Origin of the sequence: Dysgonomonas sp. GY617 (genome assembly GCF_015233815.1) — a bacterium.
In the GTDB taxonomy this organism is placed as follows: Bacteria; Bacteroidota; Bacteroidia; order Bacteroidales; family Dysgonomonadaceae; genus Dysgonomonas_A.
Genome location: NZ_JADCLR010000022.1, coordinates 132,325 through 151,330, shown reverse-complemented (window position 1 = coordinate 151,330; position 19,006 = coordinate 132,325). Strand labels below are relative to the sequence as shown.

Below are 19,006 nucleotides of genomic sequence, written 5' to 3'. Positions count from 1 at the left end.
CACAACAGAATGGAGAACAGTATCAGATAGTAAAAACCTGACTTACTTTTTCGAATCGAGCTTGACTCCAAATACATTTTGGGTAAATCTTCAGGATATGGATTTGGCACAGGGTGCACCTGTAATGAAGTTATCTATTGCAAATGGTGAAATCTATAATGGTAATACTGCTAAAGACTTTAAACCAGCACAACCTTTCAAGTTTTTAGGTGTGAATAATTGATAAGTAAAGGATGAAAAAGTCCATTCCTAAAATGGGCTTTTTCATCTTTCCTCTCCTTTCCTGCACAGTTGCTGACTAAGCCTCTTATTTCTCTAAGTAGATATTTAACTTTTTGGCTCTCTTTTATATATAGTTTATTCTTCTTTTAGATACAAATACCCATATACACAACCAATAAACCCGGCTCCACCAACGAGGTTTCCGAGTGTGGATGGAATAAGGTTTTGTATTAAGAAACTTCCCCAAGTAATATCAGCCCCTGAATAAATAGCTGCCGGAATGAAAAACATATTAGCAATAGAGTGTTCATAGCCGAGTGTGACGAATAACATTACTGGAATCCAGATACCTATACACCTTCCAGTAATATCTTTTGCTGCGTAGCCCATAAAAACACCTAGGCATACTAACCAGTTTGCACCTATTCCTTTTATAAATATAGTGAAAAAGTCTTGACTTACTTTTACTTCAGAATAATGATGTAAGTATGTTTGCCAAGGTTGTTTATCTAATAAGCCAACTTCATAAGATAAAACGAAAGCTATGAATTGTGTGCCTATAAAGTTGAATAGATAAGACAATAATAGATATTTAAAGAAAATGCTTACATTGATTTTCCTTTGTAGCAGAGGGAAACAAAATCCGGCACAGTTGCTAGTAAAAAGATCAGCTCCTGTAATGGAAACCATAATCAGCCCTACAGGGAATAAAGCCCCGGCTACAAATTTCACTAAACCTGGATTGGCTGCTCCAATGCCCGGCATTCCTCCCGAAACCATAATAGACAACAATCCTCCAAAAGCTATAAACATGCCTCCGAGTATTGATAATATACAAAATTTAATAAAAGGTATATTTCTCTTATAAGTAGCTGATTCTGCAAAAAGAAGAGTAATTTCTCTTGGATTATAGTAATTAGACATGCATTAAAAAAATAATAGGTTAAACCGGAAGTCCGTAAGACTTAAAAATTGCTTCTGCTTTTTCTTTTTGGGTTGAGGTGGGAGGCTCTATATCTTTTAGCTGGTACTCTAAGCCTAAATCTTGCCATTTTTGTACTGCCATTTGATGGAATGGAAGTATATCTACTCGTTCTACATTTTTGAACTGTGATGCATATTTAGCCCATTCGATCAAATCTTTCTCGTCATCGGTATAGTGGGGTAGAAGTACATAACGTAGCCAAGTGGGTTTGTTTGTCTCTGCGAGATATTCCATAAACTTCAAGGTCGGCTCTAAAGGAGCTGTAGTTAACTCTTTATATTTTTCGGGATTAATATGTTTGATATCCAGTAAAACGAGATCGGTATATTGGAGCACTTCTTTTACTTTTTCATTCAGAAATATACCTGATGTGTCAATTGTTGTATGAATGTTATTTTCCTTACATAGTTTGAATAATTCTAAAACAAACTCGGGTTGAAGCATGGGCTCTCCTCCCGAAATGGTAATTCCTCCTCGAACGAAATTTTTCACTTTATCCAATTCCTGAAAAACCTCTAGAGGTGTAAGCATATATTTTGCACCATCCTTTTTCCATGTATCAGGATTGTGACAGTATAAACAACGCAGTGGGCAGCCTTGCATAAACACAACAAAACGGATTCCCGGTCCGTCTTTTGTCCCGAATGTTTCGAATGAATGTATGTATCCTTGCATCTCCGGCAAAATTAATGTGTAAAACGAAGTGAAGCTTTTATAGCTTCACTTCGTTTAGTAATATTTTATCTGCTTTATTTAGATAGCAGTAGTAATGGTACGATTGATAACATCCAACTGTTGCTCACGAGTAAGCTTCACGAAGTTCACAGCATAACCCGATACGCGGATAGTTAACTGAGGATATTGTTCTGGACGTTCCATTGCATCAATTAATAATTGACGATCAAATACGTTTACATTCAGGTGATGACCTGTTTGCAAAAAATATCCATCCATCAGTGAAGCCAGATTTTGAGATTCTTCTTCTTTACCTTTACCTAATGTGTTAGGCGTAATAGCAAATGTGTAAGATATTCCGTCATTAGCATGCTCAAATGGAAGCTTGGCTACAGAAGACAGTGATGCAACAGCACCCTTGGTATCACGTCCGTGCATTGGATTTGCACCCGGTGCAAACGGAGTGCCATCACGACGTCCATCGGGTGTATTACCGGTTTTTTTCCCGTAAACTACATTTGATGTAATGGTCAATACCGATTGAGTAGGAATTGCGTCTTTATACATCTTACGTTTACGAATTTTATTCATAAACTTCTCTACAATTTCTACAGCAAACTTATCTGTATTATCATCGTTATTTCCGAAAGGGATATAGTCTTTTTCGAGAATGTAATCTACTGCATCTCCATCGGCATCTCTTACTATACGAACTTTACCGTATTTGATAGCAGCAAACGAATCGGCTATAATAGAGAGTCCCGATACTCCGAAAGCTTGCGTACGAACGATATCTACATCGTGTAAAGCCATCTCTAAAGCTTCGTACGAATACTTATCGTGCATATAATGGATTATATTCAATGCTTTTACATAAGTTTCGGCTACCCAGTCTAGGGTACGGTCAAATTTATCCCATACTTCGTCAAACTCTAAATAGTCACCTGATACTTTTTCAATCCAATGCTTAGGTAATACCTGTGCTTTTGTTTTTTCGTCTTTACCCCCATTTATGGTATAAAGTAAAGCTTTAGGTAAATTGGCACGAGCACCAAAGAACTGCATTTGGTGACCTATACGCATAGGTGATACGCAACAAGCAATACCATAATCATCTCCTAACTGAGGACGCATAATATCATCATTTTCGTATTGAAGAGAAGATGTATCAATAGATACTTTTGCGCAATATTTTTTCCAGCTTTCAGGCAATCTGTTACTCCATAAAATGGTGAGGTTTGGTTCGGGTGATGGTCCTAAATTATAAAGAGTATGCAACATACGATAACTGTTTTTAGTTACCATAGAAGCTCCATTGTTAGTCATTCCTCCAATAGACTCTGTTACCCAAACAGGATCACCAGAGAACAGTTCATTATATTCGTTAGTACGTAAGTAACGAACAATGCGCAGTTTCATAACGAAATGGTCGACCATTTCTTGAGCTTCTTTTTCAGTAATCAAACCAGCTTTAAGATCACGCTCAATATAAATATCAAGGAAAGTTGTTACACGACCCAAGCTCATTGCAGCACCATTTTGATCTTTAATTGCTCCTAAGTAACCGAAGTATGTCCATTGGATAGCCTCTTGTGCATTAGCAGCAGGGTTTGAAATGTCGAAACCATAAAAAGCAGCCATTCGTTTGAGTGCTTTCATTGCTTGAATCTGAGAATTCAACTCTTCGCGAAGACGAATCAAATCATCAGTCATTACAACAGGATCGCACTCTTTGTATCGTTTCTCTCTTTCAGCAATCAGGCGATCTACACCATAAAGTGCTACCCGACGGTAGTCACCAATAATACGTCCTCGACCATATGCGTCAGGCAGACCCGTTAATAAGCCGTTACTTCTTGCACGACGAATACTGTCTGTATAGGCAGAAAATACACCTTCGTTATGTGTTTTACGGTATTTTGTAAATATTTCTGATGTGATTGGATCTAGTTTGTACCCATATTCTTCGAGGCTTTGTTGCACCATGCGGATTCCGCCATTTGGGAAGATAGCTCTTTTGAGAGGTTTGTCTGTCTGTACACCGACTATTTTCTCTAGAGTTTTATCTATATATCCGGCTTCATAAGCATCAATCTGCGAAGGTATTTTAGTTTCAGCATCATAAACGCCTTTTTCTTTTTCGACCTTAAACATTTCGCTCAGTTTCTCCCACAATTTGGTGGTAGCATCTGTTGGCCCTTCAAGGAAAGACTCATCACCGGTATACTCAGTGTAATTTTTTAGGATAAAATCGTTTATATCAATTTTTTCTTTCCATTTTGTACCTTTAAAATCTTTATATATTTCCATTTTTTTTATTAATGATTAGATATGTAAACTTTATTTTGACAGAAATTATTTTTGAAATTGACGTACTTTCTTTATGGCTGTGTAGAAATGTTAAATGTCTACTGGTCTCCGATAAAAAAGTATTAGATTCGTAAGATGTTGTATTGCTTTATTTCCCGAAAGCATCAAACTTTATCATCATTGGCAGGTCTTCTGACTTACTCTATTTTTGAAATTCCTTCCCATTCTTTTATGAACAGTGGTTTTGAGTTCTTCAAAAATGCTTGTAGAGCTTACAGCAGCGGGTCTGTTCGAGATTTTCACCCGATTCCCTTTTCATCATTTTTCTAAGAATACAGAAAATGACACCAAAATGTATACAAAAATAGTAACTTTTATCGGAGTTATTTGTTTTTTGTCATAAATAATTATTTGCTCATGCAAAAGCTCATTATAACAAAGAAGTAACATACATTATTATCGAGTTCTGGTTATAATAATGGTTGGATCATTTATTTACGTATGTTCTCATACAGATGACGCTTATATTGATTTGATTAGTACTTTCTTCACTTGTACTACTAAAAATTTTCAATTACCAATAACAGAGAAACAGACATTAAATAGGATATTTAATGTCTGTTTCTCTGTTATTTTAAGTTTTTCTCTTCAAGTGTACGATAACTACTTTTAATATAACGATAAGGTTTAGGTATGGCTTATTTATTACAACAGTTTTAGTTAGATATAACTCTCCAAAAGAATATTTGATTTAGGATCATATTAACCAAATACAAACTGTCCAATAAACTGATCGCCTTCCCATTCCTCTTTACATTTAACCCCTATACCTAGTTTGTGTAACATTCTGTGTAACTCGTTATTGACATTGTCAATATATATCAAACTAATCTCTTTTAGTTTTAATAGCTTCGAAAAGCTATTGGTATCTGCACTATCAAGTTTTATACTTTCATATCCGGAAACTCTATTACCTTCGAGTTTAAATACATTTATCAATGTATTTTCTTTTATCTCTGTACTCGGAACACCTTTATCTGTTATTATTGCAATTGTCTTTACCATGGCTCTCTTTTTATGAAAATTATTAACCCTATCTACTATTGTATACGTTCTTTGAACAAGTAATATTTTAAATGAGTTCCTTTTTTAATGATCTTTTAGATTCATCGGAATAAATTCTAAATGAATCTAATGAAAATACAAGATTTATATCTCCATTTTGAAACTTATACTAAAAGATGTTATGGACTATTCTTCCTCCTTGAGACGGAGAGATAAAGTAAAATAGATGGTGTTTTGATACACTAAATATTCTCTTTGTTCATTAATAATAGATAGAAATTTTATTCCTAATTTTACTCATAAATATATTATAGGTTTAAATGATACGAGATTTTGCAGCCATAGATTTTGAAACAGCTAATCACGAACTTTCAAGTGTGTGTAGTGTTGGTATTGTGGTTGTGCGAAATGGAAGTATTACAGATCGTTTTTACAGTCTTATTCAGCCTGAGCCCAATTATTATAACTATGGAAATACTGCTGTTCATGGGTTGACAGATGAAGACACAGCTAACGAATCTGTGTTTTTGGAAGTATGGAAACAAATAGAACCTCTTATTGAGGGTTTGCCTCTTGTAGCTCATAACAAAGGATTTGATGAAGCCTGCCTGAAAGCAGTGTTTCGCTCTTATCAAATGGACTATCCTGATTATCAGTTTTACTGTACTTTGGCAGAATCGCGTCGTCAATTACGTCACTTACCCAATCATCAACTACACACTGTTTCAGAAGATTGTGGGTATATTCTAACAAACCATCATAATGCCCTGGCTGATGCCGAAGCTTGTGCCGAAATAGCAATGCAATTGTTGTAAACTTGCATCATCGTTATCTACTGATTGGCATTTAGTCTAACTCTTCCTCTATTTTCCTGAACTTTTGACTTAGGTATCTCTTATATTCTTAAAAGTTAATTGTTTAGGATGGAAATATTAAAAGGTACATTCTCTAAAACTATTTGATTCTTAGATTTGTTTGAATATTTATTTCCTCAAACATCGTAATAATCTTAGTCTTATGAAGCAGAAACAATTGTTTTCCGCAATACTCTTACTATGTGCATGTATGATCTCTCCAAAGGTGCAGGCACAACTAGAACTGGGGATATCGGGTGGATACGTTCGCAATAACCTAAATACAAGTACACTTTATCGTTCGTTTACTAAATATGAAGGTCAAAATAGCTTTACGGTTGGCATTCCTCTACGTTATAACTTTAAAGATTGGTTGGCAGTACAAGCAGAAGTCATCTATATTCGGAAAGACTATAAAAAGAGCCGTAGTTATTATTACGAAGGCATTTATCAAAAAACCGAGAATAGTTATATCAAATTACCCTTGATGGCTCACTTCTCTTTTGGAGGTAATAAGCTGAGAGGTTTTACTAACATCGGAGGATATGCTGCTTATTGGGCAAACAGCAGAGTGAAGGGTGTTACAGCATCTTTAAATTATAATGCCAATATTCCGGAGGGTAATTATTTGCAGTTTTACGAACCTTATTTTTATGATGAGAAGAATCCTTTTGACAGTCGTAGAGATAACCGCATAGAGTGGGGGCTGTTGGCAGGTATAGGTGCTGAATATGCTGTAACTGGTATTTTAAAACTATTTATAGAGGGTCGTTACTATTATGGAACTACTGATTTACAGAAAGATTATATGATAAATAAAGTTCCTCGTTACAACGATACATTTACGATACAGATGGGTGCTCTTTTAAATCTCTCTTCTATTTTAGGTCATAATAAATAAAAACATAGCATTATGAAATATCTGTTTACGTGTATTTTGACAATACTTACACTTAGTCCTTTCACATCTTGCCGCGAAGATTTTCCCGATGTAAACGAACCGGAGAAATATCCGGGATACAATTACAATGAAATATTCGATGCTTATTGGAATGGGATGAATAACAATTATATATTCTGGGATATAGATACTACTGATTGGGATAGGGTATACCGAGAATATAAACCTTTGTTTGCCAATCTAAGCTATGCATCTCCTGAGGACGCCGGAAAAGCGTATACTTACTTTAAAAAAATGACACGAGGTTTAGTTGATTCTCATTATTACCTGACTTTTACAAGTCCTTTTCTGAAAGATTCATTACCTATATGGCCATCCGAGTTTAAAAGATTGAATACACCTGAATACGATGCTTATCTTACTTATGAACATATGTTTTATTCTTTACCGGGGACTTATTTGGATAGAGGATTGAGGGGAACTACATTTTCCGAAAGATTCCAATATAATATAAATGCTATGGCAGGAGTTCGCGATGATAATATACTATATTTTTATTGCAGTGGATTCAATCTCGAAGATCTCTATAATTCCCCATCTGATAATGACGTAAAAGATGTATTGCAATATTTCTTCGATAAACTGATAGCCACAGATGATATAAAGGGAATTATCATAGATGTAAGAAGTAATAACGGAGGTGCTGCCGGTGATTTGAAGTTTCTATTGGGAAGAATGGTTGACAGAGATTATTTAGTAGGTTATACACGCTCAAAGAGCGGTGAAGGACGACTCGACTATAGCCCATGGACACCTTATTACTTAAAAACACTTCCGGGAGCAAAGAACGTAACCGCGCCTATTGTTGTTTTGGCAGATACTTGGTCGATGAGCATGGCGGAAATTTTACCGATGACTGTGAAAGTTTTACCCAATGGTCATTTTATTGGAGAACGCACATGGGGTGCAATGGGACCACTTGGTCCTAATACAGATACTAATAGTGGACAATTTTCGACCTCATTTTTCACATTGGTTTATACGTCTTCACTTATGTATAAATATGTGGATAATAAAATATATGAAGGTATAGGTTTTCCACCTGATATAGAGGTGAAATACGATCAACAAGCTATTAATGAAGGGAGAGATCCTCAGTTTGAAGCTGCAGTAAATTTGATTAACAATGTAAAATAGTATGGTTTGTTGTGGCTGTCTTTGGACTAAGGAGTGTGCGTAGGCTTTATTGGTTTAACGATAGCTTTTTACCTAAAGAAACGTTATTTTTTTATAAAAAAAGATTTCAAATATTATCGCTGTATTGGTTTTAGGGATGATTCTAGTATATTATATGATTATTATTTTACACCTTATCGATTTATGACTATGAATACATCTCTAAAATCTTACACTTTACACAATTTTCGAACAATTCCGCAAATCTCTTCCCTATCTAAAGAATTGATTGAGAATATCGAAATTGTAGGAAGAGTATTACCATTCAAAACTAATAATTATGTAGTGGAAGAGCTTATTGATTGGAGTAATGTAGAAACAGATCCAATCTTTATCTTGAATTTTCCACAGAAAGAAATGCTAGATAAGAAATATTATACTCTTATAAAGAAACTACTGGATGAAAATGCCAGTAAGGAGGTGATTGATGAATATGTGAAGAAGATACGATTATCATTAAATCCCAATCCCGCAGGTCAGGAGCATAATGTGCCTTATTTAGGTGAAATAAAATTGAAAGGTATTCAGCACAAATATCCTGAAACAGTACTATTCTTTCCGAGTCAAGGGCAGACATGTCATGCATATTGTACTTTTTGTTTTCGGTGGCCGCAATTTTCAGGAATGAGTGGGTTGAAGTTTGCGATGAAAGAGGGCGCTTTGTTGCTTAAATATCTGCGTCTGCATAAAGAAGTGACAGATATATTATTTACAGGAGGAGATCCTATGGTGATGAGTGCTTCAACATTAGAAGCGTATATAAAACCTCTATTAGAGCCCGAATTCGAACATATACGATCTATCCGTATTGGTACAAAATCACTTGCATATTGGCCTTACAGATATTTGACAGATAAAGATAGTGATGATATAATCAAGCTATTTCAACTGGTGAATAAATCGGGCAAGAATCTTTCCATTCAGGCTCATTTTAATCATCCACGCGAGTTATCAACCCATGCGGTCAAAGAAGCTATTGCGAGAATACGTAAAACGGGCGCACAGATACGAACACAGTCACCTTTATTGAAGCATATTAACGACAAAGCAGAATTGTGGTCTCAGATGTGGCGTAAGCAGGTCGATTTAGGTTGTGTACCCTATTATATGTTTATAGCACGTGATACAGGCGCAAAACGATATTTTGAAATTCCGTTAGAAAGGTGTTGGCAGATATTCCGACAAGCATATAGTCAAGTAAGCGGACTTTGCCGTACTGTAAGAGGGCCGAGTATGAGTGATGTTGCAGGGAAGGTTCAAGTACTTGGGGTGCAAGAGATAAAAGGAGATAAGGTTTTTGTACTTCGCTTCATACAAGGTCGCAATCCAAAATGGGTGCATATTCCATTCTTTGCAGAGTATAATTCTAAAGCTACATGGATGGATGAGTTGAATCCTGCTTTTGGAGAAGATAAGTTCTTTTTTGAAGAAAAGCCATCCAAATTAAAAACTACGAAACCGTTCCCTTTTGAATAAATGAATATTCGTCCTCTTTATACAAACTTGATTGCATCTATTCGAGACACAATCAAGTTTTGATAAAATGAGTTTAAAACTATAAGACTAATGAGTTATTGGTCATCTATTCCTTACAATAGTTGTAAACCTTTAAATTTCTAATTTTACTGTTATAATCTCCCGCTCTTTTAAGAGGGAATACTAAAGTTTGAATGTAATACATCTTGTCTTTTCCTTCACTATACCATTGGGTTTTGATACTCAAATTATCGTGAAGTTTACCATTAATATATAAACGGGTTCCTTTATTATCTCCGCAAACAGTAATTAATACTTTTTCTCCATCCTTTACTCTGTAATTAAATGTATTGAGATAGCCATCTCTGGCGAATCCTAACATCCCTTTTATAGGATCAGAGAGATAAAATTGTGTTTCGTCCGTTGAGAATAAAATAGTTCCTTTCTTCTCATTAGCTCCATCCAATTCGAAGCTTACAGTATAGTTATAGCCTATTTCTTTGTACTTCATTTTATCACCTTTCTTAACCTCAGCTTGTTCATAAACAAGGGTTGCCTCTGTACCTATCTTTCCTAATATATTTATTCCAGGAGCTTCACTTAGATTTTGTCTTTTCAAGTCAAAAACGTCAAAAGGTAGTGTGGTACTCTTTCCTGTCCACATCTTAGTTGATAGAGTCTGAATTGCAGGAAAAACTCTATGGTGTATGTCTTTTGTTGATATACCATTTCCTACATGATCGTTCCATACAGCAAACATACCACCCTTTATTTTAGGTTCGTTATCGCTGAATACTTTGTTACCTATTTGGGCTGGTGTCCATTCATCGTATATTTTGTTATGGTTGAGGTAATCATAATAGTAACCTGCATTGGGTACAATATATAGAAGTCCGTCTGGAATACTTACTAAATCGTATCCCTGCTCTATCATAGAGTCTGGTTGCGCGTATGGATTGTGCCAAGCTAACATTAATACATTTTCCGATTTCACAGGAGTTTCTCCATTTGCATGGGTTAACGCACCCCACACGCAAGCTTGTTTTCCATAACCTTCCACTAAGCGAATGCAGTAATCGGTAAAATAGCGAAACTTCTCAATAACATCTTTCTTCTTATTAGAATATTCATCGGTACCCACGTGAACGCGCTTCCCTCTAAAAACAGGATTCTCACCTTCTAAGTATTCTTTGAATAGGTCATCTATAAATTTATAAGTTTCAGGATTAAATAAATCAAGATGATCCATACCATACTCTGTACTTCCTATTTCGGGTTTATATTGTGAGAAAGCTAGTGAATGGGCGGGAACATCTATCTCAGGAATGATTTCCACAAAGTATTCTTCTGCTAGCTTTTGCAGGTCTATAAATTCGCTCTTAGTATAATAGCCGTCTTGAGCTGCTAATCCTGGGAATGTTTCGCTTTCGAGTCGGAATGCAGAATACGTTTTGTTCCAATCGTTTTCGAAGTACTGCTTAAATCCATTATCATTTAGATGAATCTGAAAAGTATTCATCTTATAATAAGCCATTATTTTCACATAGTCGCGAAGGTATTGTAAGGGGATGAATTTTCTTCCGCAATCAATCATAAAACCACGCAATTCATAGTCAGGCCAATCCTTTATTTCACCCTTTGGGAGCTCTCTTTCTTTGCTTTGTTCCGACATCTGTAATAAGGTTCTGGTTGCCCAGAATACACCAATCGGTTGAGGAGCGGTAATTTCAACCAAATCAGAAATCTTTATTTGGTATCCTTCCTTTCCTAATTCTTTATTAGATGCGGTTTTGAAAGTAAAGTCTCCTTTATTGGCTTTGCCTTCCGAAATTGTTAGCTCTTTGCCAAACATAATCTTATAATCTTCGGCAAATAATTTTGCTACATGTCGTAAATCGGAATTACCTTTTGGTACTATAATTTGAGAGGTTTCAGTTATACGAAAGAGACCATCTTTATCAGCCCATTGCTTTAATTCGGGTATTACAAATGGTTTTTGATTAATCTCGGCAGCAGATGAAAATACGGGTAATATCACAAATATGATTGCGATAACCCTAATAAATAGTGTTTTCATGTATTGTTCTTTAGGTTTATATTTACAAATATAACAAAACTTATAAAAATAAATGAATTTGTATCTCTTTGTGAGGTGTTGAAGTGCTAATTAACAATTCGTATTATCAAACTAAGGATTAAGTGGGGTAATATGGTTTTATTTTAATAGAGATGAGTCTGTTTTTATTTTTTCAGAAAAGATCTATTTGCGTTAATAAAAATAGATAAAAGGAGATTAATTGTATCTTTTAATTCAGCAGGAGAAAAAAATGACTATTTATTTATATTGTTGTGTATTAGTTGTTTAAACTTTTCTATAGATCAATTGTTTAAACAAATTTTACGTTACATAAACATTTTACATTATGAGAAGAGTTTTATTGTTTTTAATTTCTGTTTTTGCTTTTACTGGCTTGATTAAAGCACAGGATGATTGTATGGCATTTTTTCCAAAAAATGTAGGAGATGCATTAATTAATAAGAGTTATGATGCAAATAATAATTTATTGAATACCATGACTTATAGAGTTAATACAGCTTATGATGATTTTATTACAGGAAAAGATTTGGAAGTAGGCTTTGTTATGACAGATGCTAGTAACAATGTTATTGACGAAGGTAACCTTGATGCGGAATATAATGATGGCGTTTTCTATTTGAAGATGGTAAACAGAACCATTTCACCTCAAATAATGGGAATCTTGGGAGAAGATACTGAGCTTGTTGGCGACTTTTTGGATTATCCTGATACATTTTCAGATTTTCCCTTTGAAGGAAATTTCAAAATGGACGCAGGAGAATTTACGATTCAATCAAAAAGTGATAAAAAGGAGTTGATAAGAGTTCGTGTTTACAACCGTGAGTATGAGAAAAATGAAAAAGTTACAACACCTGCCGGAACTTTTGATGCATCGAAAATTACATTTGATTTTGATGTGTATAAAGATAAAAAAATAGTAACCTTTAGTGGAGTAGAGTGGTATGCTGCAGAGGCTGGTATTGTACGTTCTGAAACGTATAGTAATAAACAGTTACAAAATTATACTGTATTGACAAGCTTGATAAAAAAATAAAACTGAATTTATATAAAAGATAAAAGTCATTTGAGGAGTTTTCTTAAGTGACTTTTTCTTTTTATAATAGGTATTTGATCCAGTATAAATATCTTTTGGAAACAAAACATTTCTAACGGTGTTTATTAAAGAAGAACAATTCATACCTTTAAAATTAATGAAGAATACGTTTAGAAATTTCTTTTATCAGAAAACAAATATTTGTGATATTCTGCATATTATAATAATTTTACTTTCTATCTTTCTTGTAATAAGTATTTCTATTGATACTTTCAAGAATATTCCGTTTCAGACGCAAGGCTCTTATTTGAAGATACAGTTGTGGATATGTATATTCTTCTTATTCGATTTTCTATTAGAGTTTATGTTGTCGGATAGTAAGTGGAATTTTTTTCGTTCTCATTTTGTTTTTCTTATAATATCGATTCCCTATCTCAATATAATAGATTATTATAATCTCTCATTCTCTCCAGAGGTTAGTTATTTTATTCGTTTTATTCCTCTGATTAGAGGAGGATATGCTTTGGCTATTGTGGTTAGTTGGTTGACAAAGAATAAGATTTCGGGACTATTTGTTTCTTATTTGACTATGTTGTTGGCAACGGTTTATTTTTCGAGCCTAATATTTTTAGTTATCGAACATAAGGTAAATCCTTTGGTGACAAACTATCCCGATTCGTTATGGTGGGCATTTATGAATGTTACAACTGTAGGTTCGAATATTTATGCGGTGACTACCGGAGGTCGTATATTATCTGTGGTTTTAGCGGCATTGGGCATGATGATGTTTCCTGTCTTTACGGTTTATATAACTAGTGTGATGCAAAGGGTAAATAGGAAAAAAAAGGGAATTTCTCATTCGAAAGATGCAAAAGAAATTGATACAAATGATACTGTTAAGTCTTAAGTCGTTCTAATGAGTTGATAAACTCAAAAGACTAGCTATAGCTCTTGAAAATAAAAAGCCTACCTTATTTATTAAGGCAGGCTTTTCTTTAGATTATCTGATCGAAATTAGTATCCCGGATTGTTGGGCAATAGGTTATTGTTCTTATCAATTGAAGATTGAGGAATAGGCAGAAAGATATTTTTGTCGGCAAATTTTCTCTTTTCTACAAAGAAGTTAGCACCATTCAAATTCACTTTTCGGTCTCCATTGGGTAAAACCTCATCTAAAATAGTACCTTGACGGCAGCCAAGTGCGTCTCCATTCATTACTTCGTGAGCAAGCCCCCAACGGATAATGTCATAACGTCTTAGACCTTCGAAAGCAAATTCGGAACGACGTTCGCGTCGAACCAATTCTCGTAATTTAGCTTGAGTATTGTATTTAGTTCTGTCTACGGCTGGCATTCCGGCTCTTGTTCTCACTTTATCCAATGCATCATACATTTCGGTATCTAATTGGTTCAATTCAATTTTCGCTTCGGCTAATGTCAGAAGAACTTCGGCATATCTGAAAATCATAATGCTTCGACCTGTATTCCAAAATCCGGAAGGGAATTGATCTAAGTTATTGAAATACTTCTTGAAGTTGTAGCCCGATTTTGTTGAATTATTTTCTTTAGTCGGATGGTCTGCATTTCCTGAAACAACAGAACTGAATATCTCACCTTCCCAAAGTTGTCCGGGGTAAATAAGAGTTTGTCTTAAGCGAGGGTCTCTGTTTACATAAGGGTTTGTATCGTCATATTTGCCAGCAGCTTTAGCTTCGGCTATAGTTGAACCATCAGCCATTTCGTAATTATCAACCAATGATTGCAAAGGAACTACTGACGACCATCCTCCCTGGCTATTGGGAAGGAATGGTGTTAAATCCATAGAAAGATTATTTTCGATATGTTCGTATTGAAGTATGGCTTCTCCGTTAGTATCTCTGTTTGCCATCAAAAATAAACCTTCGAACGATGGAAATAAGCTATACCCTTGAATTGCTTTTGCTACCTCAATCGCTTCCTTGTACATTCCTTTAAATAAATATATTCGCATTAGCAAAGCTTGTGCCGCACCTTGGGGAATACGTCCAGTTTCGCTAGATGAATGTTTTTCTGCAAGGCTGGGAATAATTTCTTTTAGCTCAGATATTACAAAATCTTCTACTGTTGCCTTGGGATCTCTACCAACTCTGGCTTCTTCGGGAGTAGCAAAAGTTTTGGTAACCAGTGGTGAATCGCCATACCACTGTGTTAGTAAGAAATGACGATATGCTCTGATGAAACGAACTTCGGCTACGTATTTTGTTTTTAAACCTTCGGTTCTGAAGTTAACACGATCGATATTCTCAAGAAACTCATTACACTTGCGAATAGTAACAAAAGAGAATATGGCGGTAGTACCGGGATCACCGGGAGACATCGTTCCATCGCCAATGGCTTGATACCCTTCGTGGCGGTGAAAATTATAAGCATTATCGGAGCCACAATCGCGGTACATAATACCGTAACTATCTTCAAATCCTCTGTAACAACCTGTCAAAGCCAGTTTTGCATCGTTTTCTGTTTCCCAGAATGTACCGGGAGAAAGGGCATCACCCGGTGCTCGGTCAAGAAAATCCGAACAAGAGGTAAGAGCAAATACCGAAACTAGAAATAATATATATTTTTTCATGATTTAATCCTCCTTAAAATGTAACGTTAATACCAAATGAATTCACCATCACCTGAGGATAGTGACTACCTCTTCCAACTGGAGATTCAGGATCCCAGCCTTTTACAAAGCTTGTAAATGTCAACAGGTTTTGAGCACTGTAAAATACTCTGACTTTAGATATTTGCATATTGTGAGTTAGTTTTGCGGGAAGTGTATATCCTACTTGTAGATTCTTTAGACGTAAATAAGTACCATCTTGTAACCAATAAGAAGATATTACACTAGGCATACTAGGTCCGCTTTTACCTTGGCTACTCAAACGGGGGATATCGGTATTTGTATTTTCGGGAGTCCATCGGTTACGCCAAAAGGTTGTGGGCTTACCATTATCTCCGTTCAACTCTCCAATAGCTTCTGATTCCATGTATCCTTTACCTCCTGCTGTTCCTTGAAAGAATAGCAGCATATCGAATCCTCTATAAGTTGCTCCTACATTAAAACCGAATACAAATTTAGGATCCGTACAACCAATTATCACACGGTCGGCAGCACTTAGTACACCATCGCCCGATACATCTACGTAACGCAAGTCACCCGGTACGACAGTTCCTTGTATGTTATTGGTTGGCCAATTGTTTATATCTTCTTTTGATTGGTATAAACCGTCAGTTTTATATCCGTAGATGCTGTTTAAAGAGTTTCCTACTCGTTTAATGTCTTTTCCATCAATAATTTCGTTTTGTCCGGCAAGTTTCAATATCTTGTTTTTATTGTATGCTATATTACCTCCGAAAGAAAACATTACATTCTTAAACTGCTTATTATATTGTGCTGAAAACTCTATACCTTTATTGGATACTTCACCTACATTGTCCCAGAAATCTTCTAAAGCGTATGTATCTGGTGTAGGTACTTTCATTAGAATATCCGATGTTAGTTTGTCATAATAGTCAACAGTTATATTAAGATCGCTAGTGATACCAACATCAAGACCAATGTTCCATGTACGTGTTTCTTCCCATTTTAGATTTGGATTCTTGGCATAAATGGTTGCTCCACCGGGTACTATTTTACCACCAAAAGCATAATCTTGGTCTTTTAGAGATAGGGTAGGAATGGTAGGGTAATAATCGTCTAAAGCTGCTTGATTACCCAATTTACCCCATGATGCTCTCACCTTTAAATTCGTAATGGAGTTTCTGAGAGGTTCCATGAAGTTTTCCTCTGAAATACGCCATGCTCCCGAGAATGAAGGAAAAAATCCCCAACGATTGGCTTCTGCAAAACGAGATGATCCATCGTAACGGAAGTTGGCTTCGAATAAGTATTTACCTGCATAATCATAATTTAGACGACCAAACCATGATAGCATGGCTAACTCTCTGGTATATCCTTCATTTTTCATACCTGCGGTACTGCCACCGTTTAAATCGCTCAAGTTGTTACTCGGGAAATTTTCGCGATAGGCATATGTATATTTGTAGTGGTAATATTCGGAGTGAAACCCTCCTAAGAATATGAAGTTGTGATTACGGTTAAAGCTCTTGCTATAATTTAAGAAGATATCACTTGCGACTGTTTCGTTCGAATAGTCTCTTTGGTGCATTTTGTTTGGACCTTGGTATTTATAGGGATTGTATTGAATGTCTTTTATAAATTCGTTTTGGTCTTCAGTGAATGTTTTATAAGAGAATACACCTTTGAGCGATAGGTCTTTTATAAATTCATACTTAATTGTTCCTATTCCTAAAAAGTATGCTCTCTTTTTCAAAATCTGTTGTCCCAAATCTATCCATGCAATCGGGTTACCATCACTTATAGTTCCATAATCACCATTCGATTTACGATAGGGAATCCATGGTGAAATTAAGTTTACTTGTCTGAAAATCTGGTCTGCTCCTCCTCCCACATATGAGTTTGTTGCTTCTTCTAGATCCATACGTGTATAAGATAGATTGACGCCAACATCAAGTTTCGATATTGGATTGATGTCTAGGTTGGTCCTTATATTGTATTGTTTCTTACCTGTCAATTTGATTACACCATCTTGTTGAAGATAGCCTACCGATGTCATATAACGGGCTTTGTCTGTACCTCCGCTAACATTTACACTATGATTGGTTTGAAATCCTGAACCTTGATAAAGTAAGTCTTGCCAATCGGTATCTGCAAAATTATCAGGATCGGAGCCGTCTCTGAATTTTTGAATTTCGGCTTCTGTAAATTTCAAACTTTTGCCGTCATTCTTTAGAGCTTCGTTATACATCTCAGCATACTCAGCCGATCGTATATACTTGGGCAATGCGGTAGGTGTTTGCCAACCAAAATTTCCTGAATAATTTACTTGCGATTTACCAGCTTTACCTTTTTTTGTAGTGATTAAAATAACTCCATTAGCAGCTTTTGCTCCAAATATAGCCGAGCTTGCTGCATCTTTTAAAACAGTTAATGTTTCGATATCATTAGGATCTATATTATCCATTGTAGCTTCTACTCCATCTACAAGTACCATCGGGTTGGCATTGTTTAGAGTTCCTACTCCACGTACTCTGATAGTACCTCCATCACCACCCGGTAATCCACTTTTCTGAGTAATGGTGACACCTGGTAATAAACCTGCTAAACCTGCTGATACATTGGTAATAGGTCTGTTTTCGAGCATTTTGCTGTCTACAGTGGCAACTGATCCTGTGAGGTTTACTTTTTTCTGTGTACCAAAACCAACTACTACAACTTCATCTAGTAATTTGGTGTTTTCTTTTAGTTTAACATCTATTACTTTGCGCGATCCTACGGGTATTTCTTGTCTTTCGTAGCCGATATAGGAATAAACTATTACCGCATTACTATTAGGTACGGTTAAAGAGTACTTTCCATCAATATCGGTAGCTGTTCCAATTGTTGAATTTTTCACAGCGATTGTAATCCCAATCATGGGCTCATTATTTTCGTCTGTGACGGTACCTGTAATGTTTATTTGTGCATTGGACGACATCCCGTAGCCGAGCATTGCCATCATTAGAATTAGCACTTTAAAGAAACCACATTCTCGTTGTTTCCTTTTTCTTAATTTGTTGTTCATGCTTTAATTGATTTAGGTTAAACATTATTGTATAAAAAAGTTTGGTTCTGAATAATGAAGTAGTTACATGCGAAGAAGACCAAGCCGATTATATCGGTATGGTAGAATATGGATTTAAATAAATAGGTAATATAAGGCTCTGCCCGAAAATAAGATTTCGGGAAAATTTGTTGCTAAGAAAAGAATAGTTTATTTTATAGCTCTCTCTCTCTCTCTCTCTCTCTCTCTCTCTCTCTCTCTCTCTCTCTCTCTCTCTCTCTCTCTCTAATATTTCAGCACAATTGACCAAATCTAAATAGTTAAAATTTAGATTTGAGTCTGCTTTTTTGTATTCTAGAGATGCTGTCATTTTTCTTTTGTTGCTAATTAAGGTCTTTGAAAATATAAACTGAAATTCGTAGTAGAAGAGTGAGTAGTTTGCTAGTAATAAATTTATGGGTTAATATAATAAAGCTTGTTTACTTTTCGATCAAATTTTTT

General features: G+C 35.5%; 13 protein-coding genes, 1 pseudogene and 1 riboswitch. Of the genes and pseudogenes, 7 read left to right on the top strand and 7 right to left on the bottom strand.

All coding sequences use genetic code 11. From position 1 onward, the window contains the following. A pseudogene (locus IR022_RS12980) lies at positions 1 to 223 on the top strand (choloylglycine hydrolase); the annotation flags it as partial. Positions 224 to 357: 134 nt separating this feature from the next. Here the strand turns inward: IR022_RS12980 and IR022_RS12975 are convergent. The 4 genes from IR022_RS12975 to IR022_RS12960 form a co-directional block, all read right to left on the bottom strand. Next, positions 358 to 1,146 (bottom strand): formate/nitrite transporter family protein, encoded by a 789-nt coding sequence (locus IR022_RS12975; protein WP_194204027.1) that lies wholly within the window; start codon positions 1,144 to 1,146, stop codon positions 358 to 360. A 19-nt stretch (positions 1,147 to 1,165) separates the two neighbouring features. After that, positions 1,166 to 1,882, bottom strand: a complete 717-nt coding sequence (gene pflA, locus IR022_RS12970) for a pyruvate formate-lyase-activating protein (RefSeq protein WP_194204026.1) — start codon at positions 1,880 to 1,882, stop codon at positions 1,166 to 1,168. Between the two features lie 78 nt (positions 1,883 to 1,960). Next, positions 1,961 to 4,192: a formate C-acetyltransferase gene (gene pflB, locus IR022_RS12965; protein WP_194204025.1), complete on the bottom strand. Its 2,232-nt coding sequence runs from the start codon at positions 4,190 to 4,192 to the stop codon at positions 1,961 to 1,963. 164 nt (positions 4,193 to 4,356) lie between these two features. Continuing rightward, a riboswitch (cobalamin riboswitch) is annotated at positions 4,357 to 4,559 on the bottom strand. Positions 4,560 to 4,954: 395 nt separating this feature from the next. Continuing rightward, a complete protein-coding gene (locus IR022_RS12960; RefSeq protein WP_194204024.1) occupies positions 4,955 to 5,257 on the bottom strand; it encodes a hypothetical protein in 303 nt (100 codons plus the stop codon). Positions 5,258 to 5,580: 323 nt separating this feature from the next. Between IR022_RS12960 and IR022_RS12955 the strand changes: the two genes are divergently transcribed. From IR022_RS12955 to IR022_RS12940, 4 genes are all read left to right on the top strand, one after another. Next, on the top strand, positions 5,581 to 6,072 hold the full coding sequence (locus IR022_RS12955; protein ID WP_194204029.1) for a 3'-5' exonuclease: 492 nt from the start codon (positions 5,581 to 5,583) through the stop codon (positions 6,070 to 6,072). A gap of 202 nt (positions 6,073 to 6,274) precedes the next feature. Further along, positions 6,275 to 7,012 (top strand): porin family protein, encoded by a 738-nt coding sequence (locus tag IR022_RS12950; protein WP_194204023.1) that lies wholly within the window; start codon positions 6,275 to 6,277, stop codon positions 7,010 to 7,012. A 12-nt stretch (positions 7,013 to 7,024) separates the two neighbouring features. Then, the gene (locus IR022_RS12945) at positions 7,025 to 8,209 is read left to right on the top strand and encodes a S41 family peptidase (RefSeq protein WP_194204022.1); all 1,185 of its coding nucleotides are present in this window, start codon (positions 7,025 to 7,027) and stop codon (positions 8,207 to 8,209) included. A gap of 189 nt (positions 8,210 to 8,398) precedes the next feature. After that, positions 8,399 to 9,724: a KamA family radical SAM protein gene (locus tag IR022_RS12940; RefSeq protein ID WP_194204021.1), complete on the top strand. Its 1,326-nt coding sequence runs from the start codon at positions 8,399 to 8,401 to the stop codon at positions 9,722 to 9,724. Between the two features lie 106 nt (positions 9,725 to 9,830). Here the strand turns inward: IR022_RS12940 and IR022_RS12935 are convergent, their stop codons facing one another. Continuing rightward, complete coding sequence (locus IR022_RS12935; protein ID WP_194204020.1) at positions 9,831 to 11,801, bottom strand: family 20 glycosylhydrolase; 1,971 nt, start codon at positions 11,799 to 11,801, stop codon at positions 9,831 to 9,833. Between the two features lie 346 nt (positions 11,802 to 12,147). On the opposite strand from IR022_RS12935, the gene IR022_RS12930 reads away from it, so the two are divergent. Together IR022_RS12930 and IR022_RS12925 are read left to right on the top strand one after the other, a co-directional pair. Then, the gene (locus tag IR022_RS12930; protein ID WP_194204019.1) at positions 12,148 to 12,855 is read left to right on the top strand and encodes a hypothetical protein; all 708 of its coding nucleotides are present in this window, start codon (positions 12,148 to 12,150) and stop codon (positions 12,853 to 12,855) included. 157 nt (positions 12,856 to 13,012) lie between these two features. Further along, entirely contained in the window at positions 13,013 to 13,762 is a 750-nt protein-coding gene (locus tag IR022_RS12925; RefSeq protein WP_194204018.1) for a potassium channel family protein, read from the top strand. Between the two features lie 107 nt (positions 13,763 to 13,869). Here IR022_RS12925 and IR022_RS12920 read toward each other — a convergent pair whose 3' ends face one another. Continuing rightward, positions 13,870 to 15,462, bottom strand: a complete 1,593-nt coding sequence (locus tag IR022_RS12920; protein WP_194204017.1) for a RagB/SusD family nutrient uptake outer membrane protein — start codon at positions 15,460 to 15,462, stop codon at positions 13,870 to 13,872. Positions 15,463 to 15,475: 13 nt separating this feature from the next. Beyond that, a complete protein-coding gene (locus IR022_RS12915; RefSeq protein ID WP_194204016.1) occupies positions 15,476 to 18,526 on the bottom strand; it encodes a SusC/RagA family TonB-linked outer membrane protein in 3,051 nt (1,016 codons plus the stop codon). Positions 18,527 to 19,006 lie beyond the last annotated feature (480 nt).

Bases quoted from the DNA above. Each gene is read 5' to 3' on its own strand.
- IR022_RS12975 (WP_194204027.1), bottom strand. From the start codon at position 1,146: ATGTCTAATTACTATAATCCAAGAGAAATTACTCTTCTTTTTGCAGAA.
- pflA (WP_194204026.1), bottom strand. From the start codon at position 1,882: ATGCAAGGATACATACATTCATTCGAAACATTCGGGACAAAAGACGGA.
- pflB (WP_194204025.1), bottom strand. From the start codon at position 4,192: ATGGAAATATATAAAGATTTTAAAGGTACAAAATGGAAAGAAAAAATT.
- IR022_RS12960 (WP_194204024.1), bottom strand. From the start codon at position 5,257: ATGGTAAAGACAATTGCAATAATAACAGATAAAGGTGTTCCGAGTACA.
- IR022_RS12950 (WP_194204023.1), top strand. From the start codon at position 6,275: ATGAAGCAGAAACAATTGTTTTCCGCAATACTCTTACTATGTGCATGT.
- IR022_RS12945 (WP_194204022.1), top strand. From the start codon at position 7,025: ATGAAATATCTGTTTACGTGTATTTTGACAATACTTACACTTAGTCCT.
- IR022_RS12940 (WP_194204021.1), top strand. From the start codon at position 8,399: ATGAATACATCTCTAAAATCTTACACTTTACACAATTTTCGAACAATT.
- IR022_RS12935 (WP_194204020.1), bottom strand. From the start codon at position 11,801: ATGAAAACACTATTTATTAGGGTTATCGCAATCATATTTGTGATATTA.
- IR022_RS12930 (WP_194204019.1), top strand. From the start codon at position 12,148: ATGAGAAGAGTTTTATTGTTTTTAATTTCTGTTTTTGCTTTTACTGGC.
- IR022_RS12925 (WP_194204018.1), top strand. From the start codon at position 13,013: ATGAAGAATACGTTTAGAAATTTCTTTTATCAGAAAACAAATATTTGT.
- IR022_RS12920 (WP_194204017.1), bottom strand. From the start codon at position 15,462: ATGAAAAAATATATATTATTTCTAGTTTCGGTATTTGCTCTTACCTCT.
- IR022_RS12915 (WP_194204016.1), bottom strand. From the start codon at position 18,526: ATGAACAACAAATTAAGAAAAAGGAAACAACGAGAATGTGGTTTCTTT.